This is a genomic window from Saccharospirillaceae bacterium, from assembly GCA_022448365.1.
Taxonomy (GTDB): Bacteria; Pseudomonadota; Gammaproteobacteria; order Pseudomonadales; family Oceanobacteraceae; genus Bacterioplanoides.
In genome coordinates, this window is record JAKVCS010000004.1 from 182173 (window position 1) to 195735 (window position 13563).

Below are 13563 nucleotides of genomic sequence, written 5' to 3' on the forward strand. Positions count from 1 at the left end.
TGAGTATCGAAGCCAGCTGAGTTATGATCACAAAACGTCTCAAGCGTTCTCGCTTGAAAATCCTGTATGGACTACTCACAGCTATTACCCTATTGGGGCTGATGGCTGCCTTCGTTATGTCCTGGTTTTGGAATATTCAAAAGCTCGAAAGCCAGTTCGTCGCGCAAAGCCACGTGATCAGCCAATATGTTCGTGAGAAAATGGCGCAAAATGAAACATTGCTGGTTGGTTTATCGACTTACTTTAAGGGGAAAAAGCAGGTAGATCCCAAGGCGGTGCGAAACTATGCCACCATAATGAGCCAGCGCTTTCCGCATATTTATATGTTTCAGGCGGCTAAATTTGTGCGGTCAGGTAATTGGGATCGATTTGCCGATCTGATGCATAGCCAGAACAGTGAAGCATCTCTTTTACGTTTCATCGGTGGTGAGGGCGTTGTACAGCAAAGCATTAATGACGGAGATCATGCACTGCCAGTGATCATGATTGAACCCACGGTTGAAGCATCGAGGCTGGGTCTGGATTTGCGGACCATCGACTTTATCAATAATCACATACCGCAGGAAATCAGCGAGCGTATTGTGTTAACCGAACCCTTCCAGATGCTGGATGAAGATAAGGTTATGGTTATGATGCAAACGGTTGTAAGTGACCAGTCTCCGCAGTTTCTCAGTTTATTAGTGGTTAAGGTAAATGATTTGCTGCCGCCCACTATCGCGGGTCTGAGCGGTTTGGATGTTAGCCTGAACGTGTTGAGTGTTAACGAAAAATTCCAATTGGTTCGTACCGCATTCCGTACCGATAATACGCCTGATTGGAGTGTTTTTCCGGTATTCGAAGTTGTGAAACCAGTCGACTTCATTGATTATCGGCTAGAGCTGACATTCAAACGGCGCACTGGCTGGCAAGAGATTGAATGGGGCTGGCTGGTTTTGCTGAGTATTGCGCTTATTCTGCTGCCAACGCTTTACCGCTTGATGTTCGTACTGCACAGCAGGCACGAAGCGGATGAGGAGTTGCAGCGGGAAGTACTGTACCGACAAGCAAACTACGATTCTTTAAGCGGTTTGCCTAACCGGTTTCACTTTGAAGAATATGCGCAACGATTATTGTCCACTGCACATCGATCCAACACCGATATGGCGTTGTTTTACATCGATTTAAATGGATTTAAAGCGGTTAATGATAATTTGGGTCATGAAGCCGGGGATGAAATACTGAGTCGTGTTGGTAATTCTCTCAGCAGCCTGTTGCGGCGTGGGGATATGGCCGCACGTGTCGGTGGTGATGAGTTTGTTGTTATTGTTGACCCGGTAACTGATATGGATCGGTTACTGATGATCCTTGAAAAGCTTCGTAGTCTGATTCTTGCTGCCAACAGTGCGGAATTTTCCCCTTATCATGTCTCTGCCAGCCTGGGTTTTGCCTATACCCGTGTGCATGGCTATGAGTTACAAGACCTTATGCGGATCGCTGACAGCGCTATGTACGAAGAGAAAAAAGCTCATCATCGTCAGAAAAAACACGCCAGTAATGACGGGAAGCTGACTCTCGCTGGCGTGAAATAGCCAGAGGGACTCACACGGTCTGCGACTCTGCTGAATAATTATACTCCCGGCGCTGTACAACCTTTGACCATTGGCCTGATTGTCTAAACTGTCGACAAACCTGCAAAGACGGGTTGAACTGCCTTTAAAAAAATAACAAGCGAAGGATTCTGTATGTTGACGCGAGTATGTGCTGCTATCGCAGTGGTAATTTCATTAGTTGTATCCGGCCAGGTTATGGCCATGTCTAAACCGCCCAGTACGGGTTATACCGAAACCAAATATCCCATTGTACTGACACATGGTTTGTACGGTTTTGATAGTTTGTTAGGTGTTGACTACTGGCATAAGGTACCAGAGACCTTGCGCCAGGACGGTGCTGAAGTATTTGTGACAACGGTATCTAATTCCAATACCCCGGAAATCCGTGGTGAACAGCTTATCCCACAAGTCGAAAAGATTCTGGCGATTACCGGTGCCGATAAGGTGAATTTGATTGGTCATAGCCATGGTGGGCCTACTACCCGTTATGTCGCCTCTGTTCGTCCCGATCTTATTGCTTCTGTAACAACGATTGCGGGTGTAAACCGCGGTTCAGCCGTGGCAGATACGCTGACGGAATGGAGTAATAATTCAGCGGCTTTTGAAAGCTTACTTGCCAGTTTCGGTAATTTGCTGGCAACCGTTATTGATGGAATATCCGGGGGTGGGTATCCACAGGACATCATTGCATCAATGCGCTCTCTGACGACGGCAGACACGATCGAATTTAATAAAAAACACGGTGCAGGCATTCCGACAACCGAGTGTGGCGAGGGTGCTTATGTTGTAAATGGTATTCGGTACTATTCCTGGAGTGGCAGTCAACCGGTTACGAACGTTCTCGACCCGTTGGATCTTTTGACCGGGACGACTCAGAACTTTTTCCCCGATGGAGTTGAGAATGATGGCTTAGTCGGACGCTGTTCTTCTCATCTGGGTATGGTGATTCGTGACGATTTCAGAATGAATCATCTGGATGAAGTGAATATGTTGCTGGGTATTCACCATCTGACTGAAACTGATCCGTTAACGGTGTTCCGCACTCACGCAAATCGACTTAAACAGGCTGGCTTGTAATATGAACCCGCTGCTGGCGGTGGTGTTTCTTACCATTTCAGGACTTGGTATCTGGGTATATGGCGTTCTCAGCGAAAACACGTCTTATATTCAGGTGGACACATTACCTCTGACGGCAGCGGGAAATATTCCGTCTTCTGCCGGTGCAGATACAGTCTCAGATATTCAGTTGCAAGGGTTGCGTACTTTCCGTGGAGCCAATGTAGACGGCGCTTTACGTGTCAATGATGACGGCACTTTGATGATCACTCTTGAGCTACGTCGTTGGATAGACTTTCATTTGGCCGCTCAGGGGGAGTTGCCATTGGCGGATATTATTGAGTCGATGCAATTACAGATAGCGCGATTACCGGAACCCGCCCGAACTCAGGCCAATGAACTTTTGCAAGATTATCTGGGCTATCTGGAGGCACTTCAGCGCTACGACTATGAACAGCAGAAACGTGTTTCCGGTGGAAGTTTCGAAGAGGTGGTTGCCCGTACACGTTGGCAGCAACGATTGCGACAGCAATGGTTTTCTCCGACTGTTGTTGAAGCCTTTTTCCGTGGAGATGAGCTTCTCGATAATCATACAATTGACCGTATGATGGCTAAAAAACGCGGTGCAAGCCAGCAGGAACTCAATCAGTTAGAAGCTGAATTACCTCCAGCTATACAGTTAATGCGCCGCGAGACGCGTAAATTGGTTCATCTGGAGGAGAGCGAGCAGCGACTGCGCCAGGAAGGCGGCAGTGATGCTGATATTCAGCAATGGCGTGAGCAACAATACGGCGCTGAAGCCGCACAACGTTTGCAAAAACTGGATGAACGGCGGTTTGTTTGGCGAAAGAAAATTCAGGACTACATGAATTATCAGAAGTCACTCAGCTCGCAACAGCTTGACCGTGCAGATCAGGAAAAGCTGCTATCGATCTATCGACAAAAGCATTTCAGTGAGGAGGAACGCAAGCGTCTGAAGGCGGCAACGCAGATTTATGCAGACAACTCCTGATCCGCATTTATAAGCAACTGCTGCAATTGAGGGTATAAACCGGCGTTAGCTACCAGAATATTATTACCATCCAGCTGTGGATTCTCCGCGGGTGGATAGAGATGTCCGAATACGGCACCTGCTTCTCTGGCGATTAGCTGGGCTGCGGCAAAATCCCAGGCCTTTACAGTTTCGTAGTAGCCATCAAGACGACCACATGCAACCCAACAAATATCCAGTGCCGCAGAGCCAAGCCGGCGGATATCCGCACAGTGCGAGAGAATATGGTGCAGGCGATTGGTTAGCTTATCCAAATCATTTTTTTGGTAAGGGAAGCCGGTTGCGATGATTGTCCGATGCAATTCATTTTTGCCAGCACATTGAATTGGCCTGGAATTCAGTTGTGCACCCTGGCCCAGGGTTGCTGAGAACATTTCATTATCAAAAGGGTTATAAACCGCAGCCGATTCCACTTCTCCCTGATAAAAATAAGCGATGGAAACAGCAACCTGACGATGACCATGGGCATAATTAACGGTTCCATCGATTGGGTCAACCACCCACAAATGATCATTTTCAGATGATAACTCCGGCGACAACTCCTCCGACAGAATCTGATGGTGTGGGTAGTGCTGTAATATCTGTTCGGTGATGAATTGGTCTGCAGCAATATCGGCCTGAGTGACCAGTTCGGTAGCACCTTCCCCTTTGAACTGAATATCCAGAGACTGTCGTTGCGCGTTAATCAGGTCGCCGGCTTGTTGTGCGAGTTGAATTAAGAATGATGTAGCTGGTTTGTCCATATCTTTTGGCTTTATTACTCAATTGATTGCCCTTTCGGGCACGATGACGCTCTTCTCTTTGCCAATATATTGAGTAAAAAATTCTTCTTTGGGTAGTGGGCGACTGAAATAAAACCCTTGATAACTGTCACAATTCAGGTCTTGTAGCAGTGATAACTGATCAATATTCTCAATACCCTCAGCAACGATTCCGAGATTCAGGGTTTTGGCCATAGCAATAATGGCACGGACAATCGCAGCATCGTCCTGGTCATTATTAATGTTGCGTATAAACTCCCGGTCGATTTTGAGTTTGCTGATCGGGAATTGTTTCAGGTAGCTCAGTGATGAATAACCGGTTCCAAAATCGTCCATGGCGAAGTTGATTCCCTGACATTTGATACGTTCCAGCAGTTCGATGTATCCCTCAACATTATTCATCAGCAGGCTTTCAGTGATTTCCAACTCCAGATTACTGGCGGCAATTCGGGTTTTTCTTAACGTATCCTGAACTTGCGAGACAAACAGATCATCGAGTTGTTTTACCGATACGTTTACCGCGATTCTTAAATCCAGTCCATAGGTTCGGTTCCAGCTGGAGAAGGTACTGCAAGCCTCCATCAACGCCCATTTTCCAATCTCTTTTATCAGGCCGGTTTCTTCAGCAATGGGAATAAAATCCGATGGAGGAATTTGTCCCTGGGTCGGGTGTCTCCAGCGAATCAGGGCTTCAGCTCCTAATAGACGATTATCAAGGGTGGCAACCTGAGGCTGATAATACAATTCGAAGTCCTGATTCTGAATGGCTTTACGTAAATCATTTTCCAGACTTAATCGGGCATTGGCCTGATGTTTCATTTCGTCGGTGAAGAATTCGTAACAGTTACCTCCTTTATCTTTTGCCTTGTACATTGCGGTGTCTGCATGACGAATTAATTCATGGGGATCGCGGGAGTCCTGCGGGAACAAGCTGATACCAATACTGCAGGATGTATTCAAACGGTTATATTCCACCTGATATACCTGGTTCAGTGTTCTGATGATGGTATTTGCCAGTTCTTTAATCTCACGCTTGTTATCAGGATCTTTTAACATAACGATAAACTCATCACCGCCGAGTCTGGCGATCAGATGGTTTTTATCCTGAATTGTTTTAAGCCGATTGGCAGCTTGTTTCAATAGTTTGTCGCCCACTTGATGACCAAGCGAATCGTTGATGGTTTTGAAACGATCAAGATCAATAAATAACAGTGCGAAAGAGAGTTCTTGTACATTGTCAGAATGAATTTGCCTGATCAGTTCGTCATTAAAGAAATACCGGTTAGCCAGCTCGGTTAACGGGTCGCGGGTTGCAAGGTATTCGACCTGCTGTTGTGACAACTTGTGGTCAGTAATGTCCAGTAAAAGCCCTTCTATGGTTAATTGACGATCTTTTTCTACAACGATTTGTCCTCGGTTCATTACCCAACGAAAGTCATGGTTATCCAGAAAAACACGATAAATCAGTTCAAAGTTTGTTTGTGATTGGACGTGGTATTCGATTTCTTTCAGGTATTTCTGGCGCTCATCCGGATGAATAAAGTCCAGCATGGTTTTCTTATGACTGATTAATGATTGGCTGTCTTCGCCGAGAATATCTTTACAGCCACGGGTTGTGAGTATAATCCGATGATGAGGGTAGTTAATTTTATAGGCACAGCCGGGAATATTATTTACCAGCAGAGACGATCGTTGTTCCGCCTTACTCAGTGCTTTTAAGTAGGTTTCTTCCCGGGTTTTGGTTCGGTGCAGATGATTCTTCAGATTGGCAAAGATCAGAATCACAGCAATGGTTAACAATAGCCAAATGGCGATGTCGTAAGCAGATCGCTGAATAAAGGCGTGGTTGCGCAGTGTCTCCGGTAATGAAACTACCATAAAGATACGACTGTCTGGTAAAACGGAAACCCGCGCAAGTCGTGTTTGATCGCTGGCCACTTCTGGAATGGCGATAACCGTTTCGGTGGACGCATTGTTCTGAATCGGGCTGAATATCCTGAGAGGTATCTCTTCCCCCAGCAAGTGTTGTAATTCGGGTTGGTCGGGGACAGCCTGGAGCAGCAGGCCGTCGGGATTCACCAATACCACCGTTGCCTCAGATTCATTAATCAATGGCTGCTGTAACCAGTTGGCAGCGCTGGTTGAAGACATAAAGCGGTCCAGGTAGAGCTGATGAGTGAACTCCAGCCGTTGCTCGAACAAGCGCTGATTGTCCTGCCATTGGAAGGCTAGGTTCGCCAGTAACCCCAGTGTCGCTATCAGCCAAACAGCCAATAAATAGCGTTGTGAGGTTACTGATTGCTTTTTCTTTCCCGGCGATTCCTGAGAGTCAGGAGAAGAAAATCTGGCGATCGCTGTCATAGATACCCGGCGAATAATTGCTAAAGCCAGGTATCAGTATAGGTAGCGATTTCAGGCTGGTGGGACATTCTCCAACCACTTCGTTACCTCAGGTAAAACAGATTGCAATATCAGTGGTTGGGCTTCGGCGGTCGGATGTATGCCATCGGCTTGCATCAGTCCTTGTTTTTTCACAACTTTTTGCAGGATAAAGGGCAGCAGCAAGGTATTGTGTTGTTGTGCCAGCGTAGGAAATATCTCACGGAAAGACTGGGTATATCGACGGCCGTAGTTAGGCGGAATCTGCATTCCGGCTAATAAAATGTCGCTACCTGCCTCACGTGAAAGTTGTATCAATGTTGTCAGATTGTGCGTTATCACCTGAATTGGGGTGCCTCGCAAGCCATCGTTGCCACCCAGCTCGATAATCACCAAGTTTGGCTGGTGTTTGGCTAACAGTTCAGGCAATCGGCTTACGCCACCCTGAGTGGTATCGCCACTGATGCTGGCATTAATCACTCGAGTTTTCGCGTCATTTCGTTGCAATTCTTTACTGAGCAAAGCGACCCATCCCTGTTGCATCGGAATGCCAAATCCGGCACTAATGCTGTCTCCCAGCACTAAGATAGTTCTCGCATCGTTTTTTAAGGCCAGGTCAGCGCTGGGTGCAGCGTCCTGAGCCATATTTTGTAATGAAACCAGACTCAGTATCAACGCCATCAATGGCAGCCAACACAGGTTACGAATCGATATGACAACAGCCACGGCAACAATCTCCAGCGCTACAACAGTTTCGAAAAATGCTGCCCTAATGATCCGCGCATTGGAGAAACGCGTACAGGCAGGCAGTCAGGAACTGGTCATCTTGCAGGGCGTCGATATTGAGATCAAGTCCGGCGAAAGCGTTGCGATAATTGGTGCCTCGGGCAGTGGCAAATCGACGTTACTGGGTTTGATGGCCGGTTTGGATCAGCCCAGTGCTGGGGAAATCAGCTTGTTGGGGCAGCGTATTGATCGATTAAACGAAGATCAGCGTGCCGCAGTGCGTGCTCAGGGGGTGTCGTTTGTGTTCCAGAATTTCCAGCTGTTACCCGGTCTGACGGCTCTGGAGAATGTCATGTTGCCGCTGGAAATACGCGGTGAAAAAAATGCCCGTAGTCAGGCGCAGGCGCTGATGGCTCAGGTCGGTCTGGCAGAACGTGAGACGCACTACCCGGCGCAGCTTTCGGGTGGGGAGCAACAGCGTGTTGCGATTGCCCGTGCCTTCGCCGGATCGCCGGAAATTTTATTTGCCGATGAACCAACCGGTAACCTTGATCGCAATACCGGCCATCAGATCGAGGAATTGCTGTTTCAGATGAACAAAGATAAAGGCACAACGCTGGTTCTGGTGACTCATGATCCGGAACTCGCGGCTCGTTGTGGCCGTCAGGTTGAGATGATTGATGGCCAATTGCACACAAATGGAGCTGATCAATGAGTGTCTTTCAGCAGTGGGCATTATCGCTGCGACTGTTAATGCGCGAAGCACGCAGTGGCGAATTAACCCTGATTCTGGTGGCACTGCTGATTGCAGTGACTTCCACAACCGCCATTGCATTATTCAGTGCCCGTCTCGATCTTGCGATGCAGTCACGCTCTAACGATTTGTTGGGTGCCGATCTGAGATTAAAATCGACCAGCTTAATCGATGATGGTTGGCGTCTTGAGGCACAGCAAGCCGGAATTGAAACCGCGCGCACCTTAACTTTTCCAAGTGTGGTATTGAAAGGTGATCAGATGTCCCTGGCGGCGATCAAAGCGGTGGATGATGGCTATCCACTGCGCGGTCGCTTATTGGTGTCTGATCAGGCATACGAAGACGAGGCGTCACAGCAATTGATGTTGCGAGGCCCGCAGTCGGGTGAGGTCTGGGTTGAGCCAAGGTTATTGGCGCTTCTCAACACCGAAGTGGGTGATCAGATTGAGTTGGGAGACTCCGACTACCGTATCTCGGCCGTAATTCTTGAGGAGAGTGACCGGGGGGGGAATTTTTATACCCTTTCGCCCAGGGTTATGATCCATTGGCAAGACGTGGAAAACTCTTCTCTGCTGGGGCCGGGCAGCCGTCTTCAGTATCGGTTGCTGCTCAAAGGCGACCAATCAGCGTTGCAGCAAATGCGCGATTCCTGGCAACTGGAAGCTAATCAGAGTTTCGAATCCCTGCAAGACAGCAACCAGGCAATGTCAAACGCGCTTGATCGAGCGCGTCGTTATTTAGGCCTGGCCGCGCTGCTGGCGGTTGTTTTAGCCAGCATCGCCGTTGCCATTTGTGCCCAGCGTTATGCTCAACGACACTTCGACATCAGTGCGTTGATGCGTACGTTTGGATTACAACAATTTCAGGTTTATCGCATTTATGCGTTTCAGCTGGTGGTATTGGCCGTGGTCGCCATCGTTATTGGTGGCGGATTGGCGGCATTATTACAACAGGCGCTTATTGAATTATTACGCGGTGTTTTACCAGAAAATCTACCTCAGGCGCCTGTGGCTGCGTGGTTATTGGGAGCCAGTAGTGGTGTATTGACCTTATTCGGGTTTGCGTTGCCATATATTCTGCCCTTGTCGCGGGTGACGCCATTACGCGTATTGCGTCGTGATTTAACACCGGTGCCATTATCGGGTTGGTTAATCACGTTAGTCGCGCTGGCAGCACTGACGTTATTGTTATGGTTCTTTACTCAGGATCTGCCATTAACAGTAGGTATGATGCTGGGTGGTGGTGCCGTTGTATTAATTCTGCTGACCTTGTTACACGCACTGATTGCTGCACTGAGACAGCGTTTAGGGCAGGCAGACTTGCCGCTGACCCTGCGCTTTGCCTGGCAGCACCTGAGTCGCAACAGTCGCCAGACTGCAGGACAAATATTGGCATTTTCTCTGACGTTAATGGTGATGGTTGTGATTGCAGTAGTGCGTAACGATTTGCTGGCTGACTGGCAGGCGAGCTTGCCGGATGATGCGCCCAACGTGTTCGCGATTAACATCCAGCCGTATGAAAAAGAAGAGTTCTATCAGCGTATTGAGGAGGCCGGTTATCGTACGGAGCGGTTGTATACGATGGTACCGGGTAGGTTGTTAAAAATTAACGGCCAGGATGTGCAGGCGCTCGAAGTCGCTTCTGACCCGGCGATTAATCGTGATCTGGCATTAACTTCTGACACCAAACTGCCGGATTCCAACCGAATTATCGAAGGTGATTGGCAGGCGTTATTAACCGGGAAAAATCAGGTTTCGATCGAACAGCGTCTGGCGGGACGACTCGGAGTTGGTTTGGGCGACAGGTTATTTTTCCGGGCTGGTGGTGTGGATTTTCAGGCGACGATTTCCAGTATCCGCGAAGTGGATTGGGGTTCGCTGTCGCCGAACTTTTATATGATGTTTTCGCCAGATGTACTGGATCAGCTACCCGGCAGCTTTCTCACCAGTTTTTATGTTCCGCCCGGACAGCAAGCGCAATTAACTCAGTTAATTCGTGATTTCCCGAGCGTAACTCTGTTGGATATGCAGATTGTACTCAGCCAGATTCAAACATTACTGGCACAGGTGAGTCTGGCGGTTGAATTGATTCTGACTTTTGTATTGATTGCCGCAGCATTGGTGATGGTAGCAACTTTGATTGCCAGCCTGACGGAACGATTGCGTGAGGGAGCGATCTTACGAACACTGGGTGCTGGTAGTTCAGTGATTCGTCGCGCGCAGATTACTGAGTTCACTTTATTGGGGTTGTTATCATCGATCTTAGCGTTATTGGCTGGTGAAGTGATTGTGTTTGGCTTGTATCAGTTCCTGCTCAATATTCCTTATGACGGCGTGTTTGAGGGCTTGGGTTGGATCTGGTTATGGCTGCCACCACTAACGACTGTCGCGTTAATTATGTTAGGTTCTCACTTAATGCGGGCGGCGGTCCATATTGCGCCATTAACCGTACTCAGAGAGCTGGACTGATTCCATCACCTTCAATTAACCGATTATTTTACATGCTGGAGAAAGGCGAGTGATCCAAACCCATATTATTACCGGATTTTTAGGGGTGGGGAAAACCACCGCCATTCTTAATTTATTAAAACAAAAGCCAGAATCTGAAAAGTGGGCGGTACTGGTAAATGAGTTTGGCGAGGTTGGGGTAGACGGCGCCATTCTTGAGTCACAAACCGGTGAATACGATAACGTAGTAACCAAAGAAATTCCCGGAGGCTGTTTATGCTGTGTTTCGGGTTTGCCATTTCAAATGGGACTCAACCTGTTAATCGCAAAAGAAAAACCAGATGTATTGTTAATTGAACCAACCGGTTTGGGACACCCTCGTAATATTCTGGAAACTCTGCGCAGTGAGCACTATAAGGATGTATTGGCACTGGGAGCGAGTGTTTGTCTGATTGATCCACGCCATCTAAAGGACAGTCGTTACACTCAGCATGAAACTTTCGTTGATCAGATTCAGCTCGCTGATGTGCTGGTGGCGAATAAAACCGATCTGGCCAGTGATGACGATAAAACGGGTTTCGAACATTTGCTCAATAACTCACAGCCAGCAAAAGCGGCCAGTGCCTGGATTACTCAGGGGGAGGTCGATATTGCGTTATTGGCACATTCAGCGGATGAACAACGCCTGGCTGTGCACCCGCATGCCCACGATCATCATCATAAAAAAGACTCAGGGTTGGATTCGCAAACACCACTACAGGAAGGGGAAGAAATTCGTACTCTGAGTAATCATGGCCAGGGACACTTTTCGCTGGGCTGGTTGATTGCAGGAGATAAGACCTTTTGTCTGGAAAAGTTGCGTGATTGGTTATCCAGCTTAGATATCGAGCGTGCAAAAGGCCTGATAAGAACCCAGCAAGGCGCGTACGTGTTCAATCTGCGTGAGGGGGTCTTATCAGAGATGCCAACCCGGACGCTTGATGAAAGTCGTTTAGAGCTGATCAATGCAGATTCGCTGGATGAGCGTGAGCTGCAACAGGCACTGCTTGCGTGTTTAACCAGTTAATTACTATTTTTCTACTTCCGTCGCTGATGGTTTCCGCCGCAGCGATGGAATGTGGCTCTCCCTATACTCCCATTTATGACATTCAAAGTGACCAGCGGCTGAGTCCGTTACTGGGACAACAACTTGAAACCGAAGGTGTGATCACCCGATTGATGGAATCTGGATTCTGGATTCAAACACCGGACGAACAACAGGATAATAACCAGCAAACCTCTGAAGGTTTGTTTATCAGCGACGCGACACACCCGGTAAAACGTTTATCGTCTGGACAACTCGTTCGCCTTGCGGGGCGGGTGACAGAAGTACATCAGGTGACCCAGCTTAATGATATTCAGCAAATCATTACCTGTGGTTCTGCAATCCTTCCCACGCCTCAGAAAATTCAACTACCTCTTACTTCCAAAAAGAGTTGGGAAAAGTATGAAGGGATGAGAATTGAGTTGCTTGGTGAAAAGCCCAATGGTGCTGTTGCTGTTGTATCGGGCTTCAACAGTCGTAGTCATGGCGACAGCAAATTGGTGTTATCTCATCAATTGCATTATCAACCAACGCAGGTTGCAATTCCTGGGTCCAGCGAGGCTAAACGTTTGCATAAGGACTGGCTGCAGGATCGGTTACTACTGACAGGATTTACACCAAAAGAACCTATAAGAATCGGAGATCAATTTCAGCATCTAACCGGTATCGTACATAGTTATGCTAAGAAGAACCAAAAAGGAAAAGTCTGGCCAGGTCTTTATATGGATGGCTATAAGCTGATTGAATCCAAACGACCAGAACCACCGGTTTACGACAAACAAACGGAGTTAGTTGTTGTCAGTTTCAATCTTAATAATTACTTTAATGGCAAGCGCACTGTTTATGGAACAAGTTTTAAAGGTTCCCGTGGAGCAAAAAGTATCCCGGGTTTTGAACAACAGAGTCATCGTATAGAGCAAGCTATCCTGGCGCTGAATGCCGATATTCTGGTGCTTAACGAAATAGAGAACGATGGCTATCAAGACAGTAGTGCATTACAGTTTCTGATCAACCAGTTAAATCAACAACAAGATAGAAAGCTCATGTATCGTGCAGTGAATGCAGGATATATGGGAACGGACTTGATACGCAGTGCCATTATTTATCGCCCCCATAAAGTAACTGGTGTCGGCGAAGCCAGTGTTCTAAATAAGAGCACCTCGTCTGTTGATGGACAAGGTAAAGCTCTGTTTGATGACTATGGTAATCGCCCGGTTATTATTCAGAAATTTCGTTATCAACATGTCAGCCTGGCTATCGCAGCGGTACACCTGAAGTCAAAAGGTTCCAGTTGCAAAGAAACGAAAAAGCAGCGCAATTTCGGTGGACGCTGTAATATGAAACGCAGTCGTGCGGCAATGGCGATTGTCGAGAAGATGCTCGATTTCCGTGATACGGACATTCAGTTAGTATTGGGAGACTTTAATGCCTATAAACTGGAACAGCCATTACGAATTTTCTACCGCCAAGGCTGGGAAAACGCGGCTGATTTGAGTGCTTCTGAACAATATTCTTATCGCTTCCGTGGCCGTTTAGGCAGTCTGGATCATATCTTATATCAAATTAACAGTCAGAGTATTCACGGGTTTAAACCACAACGTTTTTTCAGCTGGAATATTAATTCCACAGAAGGAAAGCAAACTGGTCTGGTACCTTATCTTAGGTCATCCGATCATGACCCACAGGTTCTAACGCTTGGCTTTTGATGCTTCGCCA

10 protein-coding genes are annotated in these 13563 nt (G+C 47.5%); 7 read left to right on the forward strand and 3 right to left on the reverse strand.

Going from position 1 to position 13563, the window contains the following annotated elements; translation table 11 throughout:
- The first annotated feature begins 23 nt into the window (after window positions 1-23).
- The 3 genes from MK185_11980 (at window position 24) to MK185_11990 (ending at window position 3657) form a co-directional block, all read left to right on the forward strand.
- Window positions 24-1568 carry a GGDEF domain-containing protein gene (locus MK185_11980; GenBank protein ID MCH2041343.1) on the forward strand — a complete coding sequence of 515 codons (1545 nt, stop codon included), beginning with the start codon at window positions 24-26 and terminating at the stop codon, window positions 1566-1568.
- Between the two features lie 153 nt (window positions 1569-1721).
- A complete protein-coding gene (locus MK185_11985; protein ID MCH2041344.1) occupies window positions 1722-2666 on the forward strand; it encodes a triacylglycerol lipase in 945 nt (314 codons plus the stop codon).
- Between the two features lies 1 nt (window position 2667).
- On the forward strand, window positions 2668-3657 hold the full coding sequence (locus tag MK185_11990; GenBank protein ID MCH2041345.1) for a hypothetical protein: 990 nt from the start codon (window positions 2668-2670) through the stop codon (window positions 3655-3657).
- Here MK185_11990 and MK185_11995 read toward each other — a convergent pair.
- From MK185_11995 to MK185_12005, 3 genes are read right to left on the reverse strand one after another with little or no spacing between them, the layout of a single operon-like run.
- On the reverse strand, window positions 3639-4439 hold the full coding sequence (locus tag MK185_11995; protein MCH2041346.1) for an inositol monophosphatase: 801 nt from the start codon (window positions 4437-4439) through the stop codon (window positions 3639-3641). The genes MK185_11990 and MK185_11995 overlap by 19 nt on opposite strands.
- Before the next feature lie 18 nt (window positions 4440-4457).
- A complete protein-coding gene (locus MK185_12000) occupies window positions 4458-6818 on the reverse strand; it encodes an EAL domain-containing protein (GenBank protein MCH2041347.1) in 2361 nt (786 codons plus the stop codon).
- A 51-nt stretch (window positions 6819-6869) separates the two neighbouring features.
- Window positions 6870-7562 carry an arylesterase gene (locus tag MK185_12005; GenBank protein ID MCH2041348.1) on the reverse strand — a complete coding sequence of 231 codons (693 nt, stop codon included), beginning with the start codon at window positions 7560-7562 and terminating at the stop codon, window positions 6870-6872.
- On the opposite strand from MK185_12005, the gene MK185_12010 reads away from it, so the two are divergent.
- The 4 genes from MK185_12010 to MK185_12025 are packed head-to-tail and all read left to right on the forward strand — an operon-like array spanning window position 7549 to window position 13553.
- Window positions 7549-8277, forward strand: a complete 729-nt coding sequence (locus MK185_12010; protein MCH2041349.1) for an ABC transporter ATP-binding protein — start codon at window positions 7549-7551, stop codon at window positions 8275-8277. The genes MK185_12005 and MK185_12010 overlap by 14 nt on opposite strands.
- Complete coding sequence (locus MK185_12015) at window positions 8274-10784, forward strand: hypothetical protein (GenBank protein MCH2041350.1); 2511 nt, start codon at window positions 8274-8276, stop codon at window positions 10782-10784. Before MK185_12010 ends, MK185_12015 begins: the two co-directional genes overlap by 4 nt.
- Before the next feature lie 49 nt (window positions 10785-10833).
- Window positions 10834-11829 (forward strand): GTP-binding protein, encoded by a 996-nt coding sequence (locus tag MK185_12020; protein ID MCH2041351.1) that lies wholly within the window; start codon window positions 10834-10836, stop codon window positions 11827-11829.
- A complete protein-coding gene (locus MK185_12025; protein ID MCH2041352.1) occupies window positions 11814-13553 on the forward strand; it encodes an ExeM/NucH family extracellular endonuclease in 1740 nt (579 codons plus the stop codon). Before MK185_12020 ends, MK185_12025 begins: the two co-directional genes overlap by 16 nt.
- The last annotated feature ends 10 nt before the right edge of the window (window positions 13554-13563 follow it).